The 16,817-nt window shown below is 46.9% G+C and carries 21 protein-coding genes; 18 read left to right on the top strand and 3 right to left on the bottom strand.

Annotated features, from left to right (window positions below; all coding sequences use genetic code 11):
- Window positions 1–125: 125 nt before the first annotated feature.
- Entirely contained in the window at window positions 126–992 is an 867-nt protein-coding gene (locus M0L20_RS08190; protein WP_248476436.1) for a transglutaminase domain-containing protein, read from the top strand.
- Window positions 989–1,435 (top strand): hypothetical protein, encoded by a 447-nt coding sequence (locus M0L20_RS08185; RefSeq protein ID WP_248476435.1) that lies wholly within the window; start codon window positions 989–991, stop codon window positions 1,433–1,435. The genes M0L20_RS08190 and M0L20_RS08185 overlap by 4 nt, the downstream gene beginning before the upstream one ends.
- 54 nt (window positions 1,436–1,489) lie before the next feature.
- Here M0L20_RS08185 and M0L20_RS08180 read toward each other — a convergent pair whose 3' ends face one another.
- Window positions 1,490–2,425: a DUF8428 domain-containing protein gene (locus tag M0L20_RS08180; RefSeq protein WP_232560319.1), complete on the bottom strand. Its 936-nt coding sequence runs from the start codon at window positions 2,423–2,425 to the stop codon at window positions 1,490–1,492.
- Window positions 2,426–2,800: 375 nt separating this feature from the next.
- Between M0L20_RS08180 and M0L20_RS08175 the strand changes: the two genes are divergently transcribed.
- Window positions 2,801–3,625, top strand: a complete 825-nt coding sequence (locus tag M0L20_RS08175; RefSeq protein ID WP_248476434.1) for an Fpg/Nei family DNA glycosylase — start codon at window positions 2,801–2,803, stop codon at window positions 3,623–3,625.
- Here M0L20_RS08175 and M0L20_RS08170 read toward each other — a convergent pair whose 3' ends face one another.
- On the bottom strand, window positions 3,626–4,837 hold the full coding sequence (locus tag M0L20_RS08170) for a DNA polymerase Y family protein (protein WP_248476433.1): 1,212 nt from the start codon (window positions 4,835–4,837) through the stop codon (window positions 3,626–3,628).
- Between the two features lie 173 nt (window positions 4,838–5,010).
- Between M0L20_RS08170 and M0L20_RS08165 the strand changes: the two genes are divergently transcribed.
- Window positions 5,011–5,724 carry a LexA family transcriptional regulator gene (locus tag M0L20_RS08165; RefSeq protein ID WP_232560316.1) on the top strand — a complete coding sequence of 238 codons (714 nt, stop codon included), beginning with the start codon at window positions 5,011–5,013 and terminating at the stop codon, window positions 5,722–5,724.
- A 62-nt stretch (window positions 5,725–5,786) separates the two neighbouring features.
- On the opposite strand, the gene M0L20_RS08160 is transcribed toward M0L20_RS08165, so the two are convergent.
- Window positions 5,787–7,580, bottom strand: a complete 1,794-nt coding sequence (locus tag M0L20_RS08160; RefSeq protein ID WP_248476432.1) for an ABC transporter ATP-binding protein — start codon at window positions 7,578–7,580, stop codon at window positions 5,787–5,789.
- A gap of 360 nt (window positions 7,581–7,940) precedes the next feature.
- Here M0L20_RS08160 and fusA point away from each other — a divergent pair, with 360 nt between their 5' ends.
- From fusA to rplX, 14 genes are all read left to right on the top strand, one after another.
- Window positions 7,941–10,058 carry an elongation factor G gene (gene fusA, locus M0L20_RS08155; protein WP_232560314.1) on the top strand — a complete coding sequence of 706 codons (2,118 nt, stop codon included), beginning with the start codon at window positions 7,941–7,943 and terminating at the stop codon, window positions 10,056–10,058.
- A gap of 113 nt (window positions 10,059–10,171) precedes the next feature.
- Window positions 10,172–10,477: a 30S ribosomal protein S10 gene (rpsJ, locus tag M0L20_RS08150; RefSeq protein ID WP_077134125.1), complete on the top strand. Its 306-nt coding sequence runs from the start codon at window positions 10,172–10,174 to the stop codon at window positions 10,475–10,477.
- Window positions 10,478–10,898: 421 nt separating this feature from the next.
- Window positions 10,899–11,519 carry a 50S ribosomal protein L3 gene (gene rplC, locus M0L20_RS08145; protein ID WP_232560313.1) on the top strand — a complete coding sequence of 207 codons (621 nt, stop codon included), beginning with the start codon at window positions 10,899–10,901 and terminating at the stop codon, window positions 11,517–11,519.
- Window positions 11,520–11,522: 3 nt separating this feature from the next.
- Complete coding sequence (gene rplD, locus M0L20_RS08140; protein WP_232560312.1) at window positions 11,523–12,152, top strand: 50S ribosomal protein L4; 630 nt, start codon at window positions 11,523–11,525, stop codon at window positions 12,150–12,152.
- Window positions 12,153–12,154: 2 nt separating this feature from the next.
- Window positions 12,155–12,442 (top strand): 50S ribosomal protein L23, encoded by a 288-nt coding sequence (gene rplW, locus M0L20_RS08135; protein ID WP_164034770.1) that lies wholly within the window; start codon window positions 12,155–12,157, stop codon window positions 12,440–12,442.
- A 30-nt stretch (window positions 12,443–12,472) separates the two neighbouring features.
- Window positions 12,473–13,297 carry a 50S ribosomal protein L2 gene (gene rplB, locus M0L20_RS08130; RefSeq protein ID WP_232560311.1) on the top strand — a complete coding sequence of 275 codons (825 nt, stop codon included), beginning with the start codon at window positions 12,473–12,475 and terminating at the stop codon, window positions 13,295–13,297.
- A 9-nt stretch (window positions 13,298–13,306) separates the two neighbouring features.
- The gene (gene rpsS, locus M0L20_RS08125; protein WP_176568964.1) at window positions 13,307–13,585 is read left to right on the top strand and encodes a 30S ribosomal protein S19; all 279 of its coding nucleotides are present in this window, start codon (window positions 13,307–13,309) and stop codon (window positions 13,583–13,585) included.
- A 58-nt stretch (window positions 13,586–13,643) separates the two neighbouring features.
- Window positions 13,644–14,036 (top strand): 50S ribosomal protein L22, encoded by a 393-nt coding sequence (rplV, locus tag M0L20_RS08120; RefSeq protein ID WP_232560310.1) that lies wholly within the window; start codon window positions 13,644–13,646, stop codon window positions 14,034–14,036.
- Between the two features lie 3 nt (window positions 14,037–14,039).
- Window positions 14,040–14,936: a 30S ribosomal protein S3 gene (gene rpsC / locus M0L20_RS08115; protein WP_232560309.1), complete on the top strand. Its 897-nt coding sequence runs from the start codon at window positions 14,040–14,042 to the stop codon at window positions 14,934–14,936.
- 106 nt (window positions 14,937–15,042) lie between these two features.
- Entirely contained in the window at window positions 15,043–15,471 is a 429-nt protein-coding gene (rplP, locus tag M0L20_RS08110; protein WP_232560308.1) for a 50S ribosomal protein L16, read from the top strand.
- 19 nt (window positions 15,472–15,490) lie between these two features.
- Window positions 15,491–15,685 (top strand): 50S ribosomal protein L29, encoded by a 195-nt coding sequence (rpmC, locus tag M0L20_RS08105; protein ID WP_248476430.1) that lies wholly within the window; start codon window positions 15,491–15,493, stop codon window positions 15,683–15,685.
- 12 nt (window positions 15,686–15,697) lie between these two features.
- The gene (gene rpsQ / locus M0L20_RS30115) at window positions 15,698–16,051 is read left to right on the top strand and encodes a 30S ribosomal protein S17 (protein WP_262923862.1); all 354 of its coding nucleotides are present in this window, start codon (window positions 15,698–15,700) and stop codon (window positions 16,049–16,051) included.
- A 3-nt stretch (window positions 16,052–16,054) separates the two neighbouring features.
- Window positions 16,055–16,423 carry a 50S ribosomal protein L14 gene (gene rplN / locus M0L20_RS08095; protein ID WP_018618706.1) on the top strand — a complete coding sequence of 123 codons (369 nt, stop codon included), beginning with the start codon at window positions 16,055–16,057 and terminating at the stop codon, window positions 16,421–16,423.
- 3 nt (window positions 16,424–16,426) lie between these two features.
- A complete protein-coding gene (gene rplX, locus M0L20_RS08090; protein WP_232560306.1) occupies window positions 16,427–16,798 on the top strand; it encodes a 50S ribosomal protein L24 in 372 nt (123 codons plus the stop codon).
- Window positions 16,799–16,817 lie beyond the last annotated feature (19 nt).

Here is a 16,817-nt window from a genome sequence, read left to right as displayed (position 1 = left end):
CTAGCTGAATATAGTTGTAAAAAATACCCTGGCCGGCAATGGCTGGGGTATTTTTATGACAGAAGTCAGAACAAATGAATTAACTAGCAGATTATCTTTCCGAACCATTTATACAATTAGATTTTATGCAACTCAACGCAGGTTGTGAATTGTCATTCGAAGCAAAAGCGCCGACACCTCTGATCCTTATGCTACGCCCTCGCTCGGGAGCTGGTCAATGGATTGTTCGCGAAGAATATCAAATCACACCAGCTGTGAACGTTACCGAATTTACGGACATGTATGGCAACCTCTGCCAACGCGTGATAGCACCGACCGGCCCATTCTCCATCCATTTCTCAGCCACCGTTCAGACAGCCAACGAAATTGATGTAGCCCCTGGTGCACCCTACACGCCTGTTGAAGAGCTACCGGACGATGTGTTACACTATACGCTTCCCAGCCGCTATTGCCAGTCGGATCAACTAGGTGATCTAGCCACAGACATTACAAAAGAGAGCGAGCCCGGTTATGACCAGGCCGAGGCAATTCGTCTTTGGATACATACGAATGTGAAGTATCAATACGGTACAAGCGACGCCAGCACCTCTGCCGTTGATACGGCTAATAAGCGCGTTGGTGTCTGTAGGGATTTCACACACTTGGGCATTTCCCTGTGTCGGGCGCTTAATATTCCTGCTCGAATGGTAGTTGGTTATCTCTACCAGTTGGACCCCATGGATTTGCATGCGTGGTTTGAAGCGTACGTTGATGGGCGATGGTTTACGTTTGACGCGACGCAGGAGAACCCGCGTGGTAACCGAATCACGGTAGCGTATGGTCGCGATGCCGCAGATGTTGCTTTTACTACTCAGTTTGGCCCTATGGATCTTAACAATATGAAAGTGTGGGTCGAAGCAGCCGATAAAGACGAGGATGAAAAAAAGCCTGACGGAGTTACAACCGATTCAGCTTCGGTCGGGTCTAATAATCAAAACGAGGCTAGCCAATGAAAAAACAACTCCTTTACTTCATCATGTTAGGAGCTACAACTTCGATGACGGCCTGTCAGCAGGAGCACGATATCCAGCCTGATTCATCGTTGGCGGGCGAGGTAGCGGGTAATTATCGAACTAATTACTTTCTTGATCCTTCCTGCGTTGCTGTGCCTACGAATAAAATGCCTTCAGCCGAGTTAAGGGCTGAGTCGGATAGTGCTGTAACCCTGATTTACACAAAGTCGTATCCAGATAAAGAAGTCAGACAAATAGAACACGTTCGTTTGACTCGTGAAGCTGATGCGGTTCAACTGCGATTGGCGGACTCAAGTATCGGTTCGCTCCAGACAGATCGTGTATTTACGGACAACGGTATGGAGAAGCAGGGGAAGATACTACGGATCTCTATCCAGCCTGATAATGGAAATGCTGTTTACTTTGCAGGCTATAAAAAGTAAAGCGCGGCACCGTTGGATGTCGCGCTTTACTCCTGAAAAAATAGTCTTTACTACCTAGCGAACAGCAAACTCACCAGCCCCAATACGGAAACCTTCAGAGTATAGTTCGACGGTATATTTACCTGGTTTGTAGGGAATGCCCCGCGTATAGAGCAGTTCAACGTTTTGACCGTTGCTGGTATAGTTAACCGTTTGCTTGGTCGTGTAAATCGTTTCGTTGCCATCTACAGTAAACGTGCCAGAGCCATTAGCCATATCAGAGACAACGGCTCCGCTTGGGTCAAGTACGCGCACGAAAACCTCTTTAGGTTCTTCTTTCGTCAAAGGGTTATCCAAAAGCGTGTAAACTAACTTGATCTTGTCTAAACGCTTGGCTTTGTAAGCATCGTCTTCTTTGACTTTTCCTTTTGCATTAACAGAAAACACTTTAACGTTTTGCGCTTTCAGAGCGGCAGCCCGAGTAACTTTCGTGCTTAAATCCTGATTCTGAGCCACCACAGTCGTTACAGAATCAGTAAGACGCTGTCTGTCTGTTTTAAGGCCAGTGTTCTCTTCATCCAGCGTTTTTACGTTAGTGGCCAGCGTAACGTTTTCACGCTGTAGATTGGCAATCAACGTATCTTTCTCGACTAGGAACGCTTCGTACTGTTTTATCTTCGCTTCGTATTTAGCCAGCGAAACCCGGTTGCCTCTACGCAAAGATGCTTTATCTTCTTCCAACTGCGCTTTAACTTTTTGAAGCTCGCTAACATCGCCACCTAGTTTTTGAACTTCTGCAATTTTAGCGTCTAAGGCAGTGGAAATAGAATCTAGTTTTACACGCGTCGTTGAAAGCTCTTCGACACGTTCAGAAATAGTTACTTCTTGATTTTCAGATACTTTCTTTTGATCAAAATACAAATAACTCGATACGCCAGCCAAGCCAGTCATTATTATTAGAGCCGCAAGTAAGGCACCATTTGTTTTTGACTTTGGGGGATTGTTCTCCATGGCAATTTTTTGGTTTAACGGTTTAACATGCACAGACTCAAAAAAGCCGCTTTCGCGGTTGTGTAGAGGTTGTTACATTGTAGAAATGTAGTGTTGGGCTAAGAAAAAATATAAACTACCAGTATTGGGCGTAGTTTAATTATGGCACAAACTCGGAACGCCCTTCGGTACGGGCATATTGCATACAGAAACGGAATCTTATTCAAAAAAGTTTGTGTATTGCCCAATGAGCGTCTAGTCAAGGATTCTTGGTAATCAAAAAATTAAGCCGGATAATAAACGATTTGGTTCGATTCGCGATGAGCATCACACCGAAAGTTATCGCGGTAGTCCCGTAACAACATGACTCTACGAAGGGTTACGCCCTAAAAATAAATGCCAGAACTTCCCGAAGTTGAGATACGACGTCAGTACTTGGAAGCGTCTTCTCTAAATCAGCCTATTAGCCATATTGAGGTCGAGGATAAAAAGCTGCTCACAACCGATTATAATACGTTGCTTGCCAAGCTTGAAGGTAGACAGTTTACCGGTACCCAACGGATCGGTAAAAACCTGTTCGTGCTTACGGACGATCCAGAGGTTATCGTTCATATGCATTTCGGGATGACAGGCGATCTGGAGTATTACCATGCTTCCCTGGATCGTCCGCGTTTTGCGCGAATCGTATTTGAGTTCGCATCGGGATTTAATCTGGGTTTTTTGTGCCCGCGCAAGTTTGAACGTGTTGGTTTAATCGATAATATTGAAACGTTCATTAAGCGCAAAAAGATCGGTAAAGACGGTTTGGATATTTCGGTTGACGAGTTATCGGCGAGTATTCAGCGAAAAAAAGCGTTGATCAAACCTGTGTTACTCGACCAAAGCGTAGTGGCCGGGTTAGGTAACTGGATTGTTGACGAGGTATTGTTTCAGGCATTCGTGCATCCTAGTCAACGGGCTGATACACTTACCGAAAAGCAATTAGATCAAATCCACGGAGCTATCCGTCTGGTTCTGGAAACGGCTATCCGTTACGAAGCGGCTTATCGTGATTTTCCCAATAGCTTTCTTATTCATGTCCGTGAATGGGACGACTCGCCCTACGATGATGTAGAAGCGCATAAATTTTGTCCGCGTTGTAAGACGCGCATTGAGCGGACCGAAGTAGGAGGGCGCACTACGTTCTTTTGCCCAAAAGAACAGGTAGTACCTGCTGACTAACTATAAATCCTTTATGTTGCCAAAGCCGATCACATCCCGGTAAACAGGATCGTCGGAGAGTTCAGCGGCTCTAAGCAGTTTATCAGAACCGAATTTACTTTTCAAATCATATAAGGTTTGACGCAATTTGTTTTTGCGAGCACTATCCGTAAAAAGGTCAAGCGGAACTAGCTCACTCGGTATGAAGCGATAGACAACAAGGGACATAGAATGTAAGTGTTCGTTCAAAACGGGTTCACAACGGTGAGCGCTCTGAAACTTGCCTAGTCGTTCGTTTATGACACGGTACAAGTCTATTCCATCCTGTTGCGGATTTGAAAAGTGAACTTCGTAGTTAAACGTTTTGCCGGTATGATACCGACAAGAAAACGACATATCCTGACAAAAGACGCCTTTCTGTACCATACGTCGTTCCAGTGTCAGACAAAGGGCTTGCAGTAATTCGTCCAGGCGTTTGCCATCGTTACGCTGTTCCGCCGAAATTGTCCGCATCGCTGACATACTCTTATTGCTTTCGTTGGTTTCCAGATCAACCTCACCACCAAAATTTAAGCGCAGATGCCAATGCCAGCCAATAATACTTTTACAGACTGCCCGCAGATACTCGGGAGAAGCATAGCGTAGATCAATTGGAGTGTGAATGCCACCGGCTTCTAATCGAATCGCCATGCGGTGACCAATACCCGGTAAATCCGTTAAGGCCAGTTTCTGTAGAATGTTATCAATCGTATCAGGAGTAATTATTGTTAAGCCGTCGGGCTTCTGTAGATCGGATGCCAGCTTTGCGAGGAAGGCATTGGGGGCGATACCAATTGAGCAGCGCAGATAATCACCTACTTTTTCCCGGATCGCCCGTTTGATGACTCTGGCCACCTGCGCCATGTCTTTATAAGCCAGTTGGTAATTTGTCAGATCGACAATCGCTTCATCGATACTTTTAGGAACAACATCGTCGGAGAAAGTGCGCAGAACGGCGATAATCTTCTTGTGATATTCCCGGTATCGGTTAGGATGAGTTTCAATGGGAACTAACTCTGGACAGAGGAGAATTGCCTGATCCAGCCGCATTCCCGTTTTTATGCCTTTTTGCTTTGCTTCTATAGACGGAGAGATCACGCAGCCATTTCGACCGGTGTAAACACATACGCCTACCGGACGACCGCGCAACCAATAATTTTCCTGTTGTTCACAAGAAGCAAAAAAGCTGTTCATGTCTACAAAAAGGACAGTAGGCTTGGTATGGGATGTAAGTCGATTCCGGTTCATCAATTTACTGTAATAAAGTGGTGATTCCTGTATTCATTTCAATGTATTTGTAGTATGTTTGTTGTAATACAAGCGCAATATATTTTAGTTGTATTATACTGTCAATTATCTTTACTACAATGGCAGAAAAATGTTCAGAAAAAATTGATAGCGAGGTGACTATACAAGATCGACTAAAACAGGTTTTTGAGGCCTTAGGCATTACTATATATCAGATTGCCAAGGAGTTGGGCGAAAATCCGTCTAAGTTTTATAACATTCTTAACGGACGAGCCAAACCTTCCTATGACACAATCATGAGTTTGCTGGCTTGCTATCCGCAAATCAGTGCTGACTACCTTATCCGAGGTGTTCTACCCGTGCTGAACTCGCCGGAAGAAAATGCTATGGTCATGGCGACTGATGAGGATACGATGGAAATACCCTTCGTACCCGTCCGTTTTTACGCAACGTTTGTGGAAAGTTATACGGATGGGATAGGGGCTTCAGATATCGAATCATTCCGGGTGCGTAAGCCGGTCATGAAAGGTCATAAACAGGCGGTAGTACTGGAAATATCAGGAAATAGTATGAGCCCGCAGTTAGCTCATGGAGCCAAGGTGTTGGCTATTCCAGTGAACGAAAACGACTGGGTGTACCAATCAGGAGGTGTGTATGCGGTAATGTATCGGGATTATTTCGTTGTTAAGCGGGTTCGCGACAACGAATTATTGACGAGAAAATACCTGACGCTTCACTCCGACAATCCCAACGGTGGTAATGTAACGGTGCCCTTGCAGGATATCCGGGGCATGTGGAAGATTGTAACGATTGTAGAAGCACCAGTAGAATAAAACAACAACGCATCAACAAAAAGACCCGCTCGTCGCGGGTCTTTTTGTTGGTATGATATCCGTTAAGCTGTTATTCGTTCTTCTGTATGCATCACTTCTTTCTGATGCGACCACATTTCCTGGAAGATAAGACTACGCTCACGCAGTTCTATGAAACTACCTTCATCGGCAACGCGGCCGTTACGGAGGATATAGATGTAATCGAACATGGGTAAAAGATGAAGTCGATGCAGCGTCGATACAACCGCTTTGTCAGAAAATTCTCTGAGCATCTTGTGGTATATCTCGAACTCTGTTTTAGGATCGACACTACTCGTTGGTTCATCAAGCAATACAATATCGCTTGTTCGGGCAGCTAAAACACCTCTTGCCAAAGCCAGCCGTTGGCGCTGACCGCCTGACAGGTTTAACCCTTTTTCCTGAATACTTGTATCAAGCCCCTGCGGTAAATGCTTAACGATGTCAGCAAAGTGAGCTGTCTGACAAACCTGGATTATCTCGTTGTCATCAAACGGTAGGCCAAGGGTAATGTTATACCCAATCGTATTCTCAAAGATCTCGGGTTCTTGTGGAAACAGGGTGACTGTGTTGGCAATCGACTTCATATCGGTATAGAAGTGCTGATCGTCTACCTGCACCGACAAGCCTGGCTCAGTAGTGTACAAACCGCGTAACAACGTGAGTAATGTGCTTTTTCCGGAACCGCTTTCGCCAATAAAGGCAATCCGCTTGCCACGCGACAGTTGAATGCCGACATTGTGGAGGGCAGGAACCTGCCGTTTATCCGATCCTAATTGACCATGAGAAAAGTTCAGGTTAGACAACGTAATGGTTTGCCAGTTTTCTGGTAATAATGCCTGCGAATCCGACTGTTTATATTGAGCATATGCCTCACTAATACTCCGTACCGTCTGAACATCCGTATTGAACTGAACGATCTGCGTGTATTGATAAGCTACATCATTAAATACGCTCGTAAACTGGTTTACATAACCCAGCAGGGTAACGAGACCACCGACATAAAATATCTGCCCTGGCGTATAGTGCTGGTAAACGTAACCCGTCGCCATCACTACGTAGATAAGCGTAATAAGGATACTAGCTACAAACCACTTCCACTCGTTAATAGTCACCTGACGCATGAATGGTGGAAAAATTGCACTGATCTTCTGCGAGAAGCTTTCTTCAATACGCTTTTCGAGCCGGAGTGTAATTACCGTAACGATGTTCGACAAACTGTCGAAGAGTGTCGAGGACGCGGCATGTTCGCGTTCATTTGTTTCGTTGAGGGCTTTGATGAACGGGCGATCAAAGCGAAGAATGACATAAACGGTCAAAGCGCCAAGCGCTACACCGATTACCCCAAAAACCGGGGAGAAATACAGCATAGCCCCAAACGAGAACAAAAACTTGAAGATGGCATGTAGGTAAACGAACCCATCCTGGAAAAACAACTTCAGGGCGTCGTAGGCCTTTCGGATTCGGTTGATAGTTGCGCCACTATGGTGATCTTTATGCCAGCTAACGGGTAGGTGTAGTGTCTGATGGTACAGCTCATCCAAAAAATTGCGACTCAGGTTAAAAGCCAGTCGGCGTTCAAGAACTCGGGCTGGCCCATGGAAAGCCCATTCCAGCACTTTAAGGGCTAAGACACCTCCGGCGTAAACAAAAGCAGTGTTTACAACATCGTTGCCTTCACGCTGAACAGACTCAATGAACCAGCCGAAAAGTAACGGATGAAGAGCGACAATAATGTTGGCGAAAATGAAGAGCACATACACAAGTATGTACTGACGCTTCTCATGCCGGGCATACTGCCAAGCAGTACGCATGAGAGCTAAGTAAGGATTTTGCATGTTATGAAGTTACGGTAGTGATTCTGAGCCAGAATCACAATACAAAGTTGACGAAAACTAAGAAATTTACGTTCAACAAATCAATATTTTTTCCTCCCATAACGAAGGTTGGCTATAGATAGTATGGAGTCCTGAATCGGATGCGAAAAGCTATATCCGTTCAACAATTCAGTTTGTTACGCACGCAAGCGAAACGCCACGCTTCCTAATATGAGAAACCACTATATTTCTAGCTCATTTATTTGTTTTCTGATTGGCTTTCAGTAATTTTGCGACCTGATTTGTAAAAGGTGCCTTTGTGAACTTACTGGCCCCTTCTCACTGTTTTAGAATTAAAATAACTCTCAGTATAACAAGCTAATGGCTCGCGATTTAAATTTCACGAGAAACATCGGTATCGCTGCTCACATCGACGCAGGTAAAACGACCACAACCGAACGTATTCTCTATTACGCCGGGGTAAGCCACAAAATCGGTGAGGTTCACGATGGTGCCGCAACGATGGACTGGATGGAACAGGAGCAGGAGCGCGGTATCACGATCACTTCGGCTGCCACCACGGTTGACTGGACCTACCGGGACAAAAAATACCATATCAACATTATCGATACACCGGGCCACGTTGACTTCACGGTTGAAGTAAACCGCTCACTGCGTGTACTTGATGGTCTTGTATTCCTGTTCAGCGCCGTTGATGGTGTTGAACCTCAGTCAGAAACCAACTGGCGTCTGGCTAACAACTATAACGTTGCTCGGTTGGGCTTCGTTAACAAGATGGACCGTTCAGGCGCTGACTTCCTGAATGTTTGCCGTCAGGTAAAAGAAATGCTGGGCAGCTACGCTGTTCCTCTTCAGTTACCAATCGGCGAAGAAGACAATTTCAAAGGTGTAGTTGACCTTGTTAACTTCCGTGGTCTTGTCTGGAACGAATCGGATAAAGGAATGACCTTCCAAGTAGTTCCTATTCCAGACGACATGATGGAAGAAGCTACCGAGTGGCGCGAAAAACTTCTTGAAGCGGTTGCCGAATTCGACGACACGCTCATGGAGAAGTATTTCGAAGATCCAGAATCAATTTCGGAAGACGAAATTCTGGCAGCTCTTCGTAAAGCAACCATCGCGATGAAAATCGTGCCGATGCTTTGCGGTTCGTCGTTCAAAAACAAGGGTGTTCAAACGATGCTCGACTACGTGATGGCACTGCTGCCATCGCCGTTGGACAAAGAAAGCATCAAAGGTACGAACCCAAACACGGGTGAAGAGATTTCGCGCAAACCATCTTCGGACGAGCCATTCTCTGCATTAGCGTTCAAAATTGCAACTGATCCATACGTTGGTCGTTTGTGCTTTGTGCGTTCATACTCGGGTATCCTTGAGTCGGGTTCTTACATCCTGAACAACCGTTCGGGTAACAAAGAGCGGATCTCGCGGATTTTCCAGATGCACGCTAACAAGCAGAACCAAATCGAACGCCTGGAGGCTGGTGATATCGGTGCTGTCGTTGGTTTCAAAGACATCAAAACGGGTGATACCCTGTCTGATGAAAAGAATCCAATCGTTCTTGAATCAATGGTGTTCCCTGATCCGGTTATCGGGTACGCTATCGAGCCGAAGAAAACGGCCGATCAGGATAACTTCTCGAAAGCTATTGGTAAACTGATCGAAGAAGACCCAACCTTAAAAGTTGAGTCGAACGAAGAAACCGGCCAGACCATTATCCGTGGTATGGGTGAGCTTCACCTTGAAATTATCATTGACCGGATGCGTCGTGAGTTTAAGGTAGAGGTGAACCAAGGTGCACCGCAGGTTGCCTACAAAGAGAAGCTGACTAAGAACGTTGAACACCGGGAGGTTTACAAGAAGCAAACGGGTGGTCGCGGTAAATTTGCTGATATCGTATTCGAACTTGGACCTCGTGACCAAGACGAAGCTGGTGTTACGCAACCAGGTCTGGACTTTGTGAACGGCATCGTCGGTGGGGTGATTCCTCGCGAATTTATTCCTGCTGTACAGAAAGGCTTTGACGAATCGCTGAAAAATGGTCCGCTAGCTGGCTTCCCATTGGAAAGCATGAAAGTTCGTCTGTTCCATGGTTCATATCACGACGTTGACTCCGATTCGCTGTCATTCGAGATGGCCGCTCGTTTAGGATTCCGTGAAGCTGCTCGCCAAGCTGGTCCGAAACTGCTCGAACCAATCATGGCTGTTGAAGTACTAACACCAGAAGAATATACCGGTCCAATCACTGGTGACCTGAACCGTCGCCGTGGTGTTATGAAAGGTATGGATAGCAAAGCTGGATCACAAGTGATCAAAGCTGACGTTCCTCTTTCTGAACTGTTCGGTTACGTAACGGATCTGCGTACTATGTCTTCAGGTCGTGCTACGGCTAACTTAACGTTCTCGCATTACGAAGTGGTACCACAAAACATTTCGGATAGCGTAGTAGCGAAAGAAAAAGGAACGGGAAGATCGTAAGCTTTTAAGATACTGGGCAGCAGGTCAACCGGCCTGCTGCCCATTTTTTGTGCTGTCGGAGTAAATGGTTCTTTCGGCAGGACGTACATAAACAAATAACGAACCACAACACAATGAGCCAAAAAATTCGCATTAAGCTGAAGTCGTTTGACCATATGCTGGTTGACAAATCGGCAGAGAAAATTGTTAAAGCTGTTAAATCGACAGGAGCTGTCGTAAGCGGGCCAATCCCTCTCCCAACAGACAAAGAGATTTACACGGTACTGCGGTCGCCCCACGTCAACAAAAAGGCACGGGAGCAATTCCAGCTTTGCACCTACAAGCGTCTGGTTGACATTTATAGCAGCAGCGCTAAGACGGTTGACGCATTAATGAAACTTGAGTTGCCAAGTGGTGTTGATGTAGAAATCAAAGTCTAACGATTTTCGGCTAAAGGCTTTTAATGCCGCCAGTGTAATACCGGAATGTATTATACTGGCGGCATTTGTTTTGGAGATTTATTTGCTTATAAATTATTTTGAAATATTTTTTCTGATTGTCCGGGAAAATTTATACTTTTGCACTCCCAAACTCGAGTGAGAGTTAAAGACATATAAGGGTGAAGGTCCACACATGTGGAAACCACATCTGACTATTGGTTAGACAAGCCTCGTAAGCAGGCCTTGTGTGACCGTGAAAGGTCAGGTGTAATATACCCGACCTTTTTTTATGTCTTTTTGGGCTGAGTGTTAAGCAGATATAGGAATTTCCTGATAGTTTGCCTACCTTTGCGGCCCGATTCAGAAGGTCTGAGTGCGGGATAGTACCTATTTTTTACCTGCTTACTTTAAACAAACACAAATGTCTGGTTTAATTGGCAAGAAAATCGGGATGACCAGTGTGTACAATGCGGACGGGCAGGCTCTGGCATGTACAGTCATTGAAACGGGTCCCTGTGTCGTAACACAAGTTCGTAGCATCGAAAAAGATGGCTACACGGCTGTGCAGCTAGGTTTCGGCGACAAAAAAGAAAAGCACACCAACAAGCCGGAGTTGGGCCACTTCAAAAAGGCTGGCACCACACCAAAGCGTAAACTTGTTGAGTTCAAGGAATTTGAACAAGAGTTTAACCTTGGTGACACGCTTACGGCGGCTGACGTATTTGGCGAAGGCGACTTCGTTGATGTTGTCGGAACAGCCAAAGGGCGCGGTTTCCAAGGCGTTGTGAAACGTCACGGATTCGGTGGGGTTGGCGGTCAAACGCACGGTCAGCACAACCGGGGACGTCACCCAGGTTCGATTGGTGCTTGCTCATTCCCTTCTCGGGTATTTAAAGGTTTGCGTATGGCCGGTCGTATGGGCGGCAACCGCGTGAAGGTTCAAAACCTGCGTGTCCTGCGCGTTCTGTCTGAGCAAAACCTGCTCGTTGTTAGCGGTTCGATTCCTGGAGCCAAAAATTCATACGTTATTATCGAGAAGTAGGTCATGGAAGTAATCGTATATAACAGCAAGGGCGAAGACACAGGCAAAAAGGTCACCCTTCCAGAGGAGGTTTTCGGTATCACGCCGAACCAACACGCGATTTACCTCGACGTGAAACAGTACCTGGCTAACCAGCGCCAGGGAACGCACAAAGCGAAAGAGCGCGCTGAAAATGCTCACTCTACACGCAAACTTAAGAAGCAAAAAGGAACCGGCGGTGCCCGCGCTGGTAGTGCTAAATCGCCCGTATTTGTTGGTGGTGGTACTATCTTCGGTCCTCGTCCCCGCGACTATAGCTTCAAACTGAACAAGAAAGTGAAATCGTTAGCCCGTAAATCGGCTCTTGCTGTTAAAGCGCAGGCTAACAACATTTCAGTTATTGATAACATCACGCTGGAAGCTCCCCGTACGAAAGATTACATTCAATTCCTGACCGATCTGAATGTAGCTGGCCGTAAAACGCTGCTGATTCTACCGGATATCAACACGAACGTTGTTCTATCGAGCCGGAACGTGCAGAAAGCAAAGGTAACCACTGCATCGCAGGTTAATACCTACGATCTAGTGAATGCAGACCAACTGCTTATCAGCGAAGGAGCTTTGTCAACCATTCAAACGTTGTTCGACAAATAATCATGAGCGTACTGAAACGACCAATCGTCACCGAAAAAATGACGGGCCTTAACAAGCAGGGGAAGTATGCTTTTGAGGTTGAATTAAAAGCAAACAAGCTCGAAATCGTTAAAGCTGTCGAGAAATTGTACGGCGTAAACGTCGAGGCTGTTCATACAATGCGGTCGCTTGGTAAAAAGCGGAGCAAAAATATCAACGGACGCGTAGTTACCGGGAAAACCCCCACTACCAAGAAAGCAATCGTAACGGTTGCGGAAGGCGAAGTAATCGATATTTACGCTGACTTGTAAACCGGGCATTGCCCTACCAATTAATCAGTCATGGGAGTTAAGAAACTAAGACCAATAACGCCGAGTACACGCTTTCGCGTGGCACCCGACTTTGCGGAAATAACAACCTCCAAGCCGGAAAAAAGCCTGCTGGAGCCCCTAAAGAGAACCGGCGGCCGGAACAATGAAGGTCACCGCACTATGCGCTACATTGGTGGAGGTCATAAGCGGCACTACCGTATCATTGACTTCAAGCGCGATAAAGTCGGCCAGCCAGCCGAAGTTTTGACTGTAGAATACGATCCAAACCGTTCGGCCCGTATCTCCCTGGTGCAGTATGCTGACGGTGAGAAACGCTACATCATCGCGCCACAAGGTATCACGGTTGGTCAGACTATTCAGTCTGGCGAAGGTTCGACACCTGATGTTGGGAACGCATTACCACTGGCTGCCATGCCAATTGGTACTATTGTTCACAACATTGAGCTGACACCTGGCAAAGGTGGTGCAATGGCTCGCTCTGCCGGTACGTATGCACAACTAGTCGGTCGTGAAGATAAGTATGCTATTCTGCGTTTGCCTTCTGGGGAAACCCGTCGGGTATTAAGCGCTGGTATGGCTACTGTAGGTTCTGTATCGAACCCCGACCACATGAACGTTGTCGTTGGGAAAGCAGGTCGTAATCGTTGGTTAGGTCGTCGTCCCCGCGTTCGTGCAGTAGTAATGAACCCTGTCGATCACCCAATGGGTGGTGGCGAAGGCCGTGCTTCGGGTGGTCACCCACGTTCACGGAATGGCCAGTTCGCTAAAGGTCAGAAGACCCGCAACAAGAACAAGGCTTCAGAAAGCATGATTATTAGCCGACGCAAAAAGTAACAGATAACAATGGCACGTTCACTTAAAAAAGGCCCATATATTGATTTCCGTCTGGACAACAAAGTACAGACTCAAAATGAATCGGGCAAGAAATCGGTCATCAAAACCTGGTCGCGTCGTTCAATGATTTCGCCGGATTTCGTAGGCCACACCTTTGCTGTTCACAACGGCAACAAGTTTATCCCGGTTTATGTCACCGAGAACATGGTAGGCCACAAGTTAGGCGAGTTTTCTCCAACGCGTAACTTCCGGGGACACACTGCAAAGAAAGACAAGGGCAAACGATAAGCAAGTTTAAGTTTTGGCTCGTAAAGCTGAAAACTGAAAAACTGAAAACTTCAAAAGAATGGAAGCAGTAGCAAGACTTAGAGATGTGCCCACGTCGCCCCGTAAGATGCGGTTAATCGCCGATCTGATTCGTGGTCAGCGTGTTAGCCGGGCGTTGGGTCTCTTAAAATATCAGCCGCAAGCCGGTGCCGCCGTATTACAGAAAGTGCTGTTATCGGCGGTTGCCAACTGGCAACAAAAAAATGAAGGCGAGCGCATTGAAGACGCAGACCTTTATGTAAAAACGATTTTTGTAGATGGTGGTCCAATGCTGAAGCGTCTGCGCCCTGCCCCACAAGGTCGTGGTCACCGGATTCGGAAGCGGTCAAACCATATTACTATCGTAGTAGATAGTGCAGCTCAGCCTGTGTTAAGCCAGGCAGAAGCAGAAACCCCAGAAAACGAACAATAAGAAATGGGACAAAAAATAAATCCAGTTGGCCTGCGACTTGGTATTGTTCGGGGCTGGGAATCAAGCTGGTACGGTGGTAAAGAATTTGCTGACAAACTCGTAGAAGACGAGAAAATCCGTAAATACGTAGCTGCTCGTATCCCCAAAGGAGCTATCGCACGGGTCGTAATTGAACGTACGCTGAAGCGTGTAACCTTAACGATCCACACGGCACGTCCAGGTATCGTTATCGGTAAAGGTGGTGGCGAAGTTGACAAGATCAAAGAAGAGTTGAAAAAAGTGACGGGCAAAGACGTCCAGATCAACATCTTTGAAATCAAACGTCCTGAAATCGATGCTAAACTGGTTGGCGAAGCGATTGCTCAGCAACTACAGGCACGTATATCGTTCCGTCGCGCGATGAAGCAAGCTATTCAGTCGGCTATGCGCGTAGGAGCACAGGGCATTAAAGTAAAAGTATCAGGTCGTCTGGGTGGAGCTGAAATTGCTCGCTCGGAGCAGTATAAGGAAGGACGTGTTCCTCTGCATACGTTACGTGCCGATATTGATTATGCAATTTCTGAAGCACAAACCGTTTACGGAAAAATCGGCATCAAAGTGTGGATTTTCAAAGGTGAAGTGTACGGAAAGCGTGATCTGTCTCCAGCAGCTATGATGAGTCAGGCGCAGGCAGGTGAACGCAACGCAAGTGCGAATGATCGTGGTGATCGTCGTGGCCCACGTGGCGACCGCGATGGAAACGAGCGTGGTGGTCGCAACCGGGGCGATCGTGGCGGTAATGACCGTGGCGGCAACCGTGGTGGTGGTCAAGGTGGCAACCGTGGCGGTGGCGGTCAAGGCGGCAACCGTGGCGGTGGTGGTCAAGGTGGCAACCGTGGCGGTGGAGGACCAAGACGATAGACGAGTTTTCAGTTTTCACGGGTGTCCGTGTGGTTTTGATTCCGCTTTGACTCAATCAAAAAAGAAGTAAAAACTGAATAACTGAGAACTGTAAACTTCCTTAAAGATGTTACAGCCAAAAAGAACAAAATTTCGCAAGCAACATAAAGGACGGATTCCTGGTATCGCATCGCGGGGCCACGAAATAGCATTTGGCACGTTCGGCATCAAATCGCTGGAGCCGGGCCGGATCACTGCCCGCCAGATTGAAGCTGCCCGTATTTCTGTAACGCGGGCCATGAAACGTGAAGGCCAGGTTTGGATTCGTATTTTCCCAGACAAGCCAATCACCAAGAAGCCAGCCGAAGTACGGATGGGTAAAGGTAAAGGTGCACCAGAATACTGGGTAGCCGTTGTAAAACCCGGCACGATTATGTTCGAAGCAACGGGCGTTAGTCTGGAAACGGGTATGGAAGCTCTGCGCTTGGCAGCACAAAAATTGCCAGTTCGGACCAAGTTTGTGGTTCGGCGCGATTATCAAGAGCAAGGCGAATAATCCCTAAGCGACGAACAAAATGAAAAAAGAAGACTTGAAAGGACTGTCGGCCGACGAACTGCGTAACGAGATCAACGCAGAACAAGACCGTCTGCTGAAACTGAAGTTCGCTCATGCGGTATCTCCAGTCGAGAACCCAATGCGCATTCGCGAGAGCCGTAAACGGATTGCTCGCCTGAACACAGAACTGACGGTTAAATCGCGGCAAGCCTAATAAGATACGACGATGGAAGAGCAACAAGCACCAGCACCGCAGGAAGAAGCAACTACTTCGGCGGTCGTAGCAACAGAACAGCCGCAGGCAGCCGCAACACAAGCTACGGCGTCGGAGCGGAACGCTCGGAAAGAGCGTATTGGACGGGTGACAAGCAATAAAATGCAGAAAACGATCACGGTTGCGGTAGAACGTAAAGTGAAGCACCCGTTGTACGGTAAGTTTCAGAATAAAACGAAGAAACTGACCGTTCACGATGAAAAAAATGAGTGTGGTATCGGCGACACTGTTCGCGTTATGGAGACCCGCCCATTGAGTAAAAACAAACGTTGGCGTTTAGTCGAAATCATCGAAAAAGCGAAGTAAGCCATGGTACAGCAAGAATCGAGATTAGGTGTAGCCGATAACAGTGGCGCTAAAGAAGTGCTCGTTATCCGTGTTCTGGGCGGTACTGGCAAACGTTACGCATCTGTCGGTGACAAGATTGTCGTAACGGTAAAGCAGGCTTTGTCGTCTAGCAGCATGAAGAAGGGCACGGTGTCAAAAGCTGTTGTCGTTCGGACGAAAAAAGAAGTACGTCGTAAAGACGGTTCATATATCCGTTTTGAAGACAATGCAGCTGTTCTGCTCAACAACAACGATGAGCCTCGCGGCACCCGTATTTTCGGACCTGTGGCTCGCGAATTGCGTGAGAAGCAGTTTATGAAAATCGTATCGTTAGCTCCAGAGGTATTGTAAGCAATGGAAAAGAAAATAACGCTGCCAAAGCATAAATTCCACATCAAGACGGGTGATACGGTCCTCGTCATTGGTGGCAACTCAAAAGGTCAGCGCGGTGTGGTGAAAGAAGTAATCGTAGAGAAAGATCGTGCTCGTGTTGAGGGCGTCGCTATGATTACGAAGCACATGAAGCCAACCGCTTCTAACCCACAAGGGAGTTTGGAAAAAACGGAGGGTTCGATCCACATCAGCAATCTGAAATTGGTCGATCCAGCTACTGGCGAACCAACCCGTACGGGTCGTAAGTTGAACGACAAGGGAAAGCTGCAACGCTTCTCGAAGAAGACAGGCAACTTTATCCCAGATCGGTCCGCCGATGCGGGTCGTAAATAACCTTAAGCAGGTCTAAGAA

Origin of the sequence: Spirosoma liriopis (assembly GCF_023196085.1) — a bacterium.
Lineage (GTDB): Bacteria > Bacteroidota > Bacteroidia > Cytophagales > Spirosomataceae > Spirosoma > Spirosoma oryzicola.
This window is presented reverse-complemented; position numbering and strand designations above follow the sequence as displayed.

What these genes read in the sequence shown, in the direction of transcription:
- M0L20_RS08190 (WP_248476436.1), top strand. Translation starts at nt 126, where the DNA reads ATGCAACTCAACGCAGGTTGTGAATTGTCATTCGAAGCAAAAGCGCCG.
- M0L20_RS08185 (WP_248476435.1), top strand. Translation starts at nt 989, where the DNA reads ATGAAAAAACAACTCCTTTACTTCATCATGTTAGGAGCTACAACTTCG.
- M0L20_RS08180 (WP_232560319.1), bottom strand. Translation starts at nt 2,425, where the DNA reads ATGGAGAACAATCCCCCAAAGTCAAAAACAAATGGTGCCTTACTTGCG.
- M0L20_RS08175 (WP_248476434.1), top strand. Translation starts at nt 2,801, where the DNA reads ATGCCAGAACTTCCCGAAGTTGAGATACGACGTCAGTACTTGGAAGCG.
- M0L20_RS08170 (WP_248476433.1), bottom strand. Translation starts at nt 4,837, where the DNA reads ATGAACAGCTTTTTTGCTTCTTGTGAACAACAGGAAAATTATTGGTTG.
- M0L20_RS08165 (WP_232560316.1), top strand. Translation starts at nt 5,011, where the DNA reads ATGGCAGAAAAATGTTCAGAAAAAATTGATAGCGAGGTGACTATACAA.
- M0L20_RS08160 (WP_248476432.1), bottom strand. Translation starts at nt 7,580, where the DNA reads ATGCAAAATCCTTACTTAGCTCTCATGCGTACTGCTTGGCAGTATGCC.
- fusA (WP_232560314.1), top strand. Translation starts at nt 7,941, where the DNA reads ATGGCTCGCGATTTAAATTTCACGAGAAACATCGGTATCGCTGCTCAC.
- rpsJ (WP_077134125.1), top strand. Translation starts at nt 10,172, where the DNA reads ATGAGCCAAAAAATTCGCATTAAGCTGAAGTCGTTTGACCATATGCTG.
- rplC (WP_232560313.1), top strand. Translation starts at nt 10,899, where the DNA reads ATGTCTGGTTTAATTGGCAAGAAAATCGGGATGACCAGTGTGTACAAT.
- rplD (WP_232560312.1), top strand. Translation starts at nt 11,523, where the DNA reads ATGGAAGTAATCGTATATAACAGCAAGGGCGAAGACACAGGCAAAAAG.
- rplW (WP_164034770.1), top strand. Translation starts at nt 12,155, where the DNA reads ATGAGCGTACTGAAACGACCAATCGTCACCGAAAAAATGACGGGCCTT.
- rplB (WP_232560311.1), top strand. Translation starts at nt 12,473, where the DNA reads ATGGGAGTTAAGAAACTAAGACCAATAACGCCGAGTACACGCTTTCGC.
- rpsS (WP_176568964.1), top strand. Translation starts at nt 13,307, where the DNA reads ATGGCACGTTCACTTAAAAAAGGCCCATATATTGATTTCCGTCTGGAC.
- rplV (WP_232560310.1), top strand. Translation starts at nt 13,644, where the DNA reads ATGGAAGCAGTAGCAAGACTTAGAGATGTGCCCACGTCGCCCCGTAAG.
- rpsC (WP_232560309.1), top strand. Translation starts at nt 14,040, where the DNA reads ATGGGACAAAAAATAAATCCAGTTGGCCTGCGACTTGGTATTGTTCGG.
- rplP (WP_232560308.1), top strand. Translation starts at nt 15,043, where the DNA reads ATGTTACAGCCAAAAAGAACAAAATTTCGCAAGCAACATAAAGGACGG.
- rpmC (WP_248476430.1), top strand. Translation starts at nt 15,491, where the DNA reads ATGAAAAAAGAAGACTTGAAAGGACTGTCGGCCGACGAACTGCGTAAC.
- rpsQ (WP_262923862.1), top strand. Translation starts at nt 15,698, where the DNA reads ATGGAAGAGCAACAAGCACCAGCACCGCAGGAAGAAGCAACTACTTCG.
- rplN (WP_018618706.1), top strand. Translation starts at nt 16,055, where the DNA reads ATGGTACAGCAAGAATCGAGATTAGGTGTAGCCGATAACAGTGGCGCT.
- rplX (WP_232560306.1), top strand. Translation starts at nt 16,427, where the DNA reads ATGGAAAAGAAAATAACGCTGCCAAAGCATAAATTCCACATCAAGACG.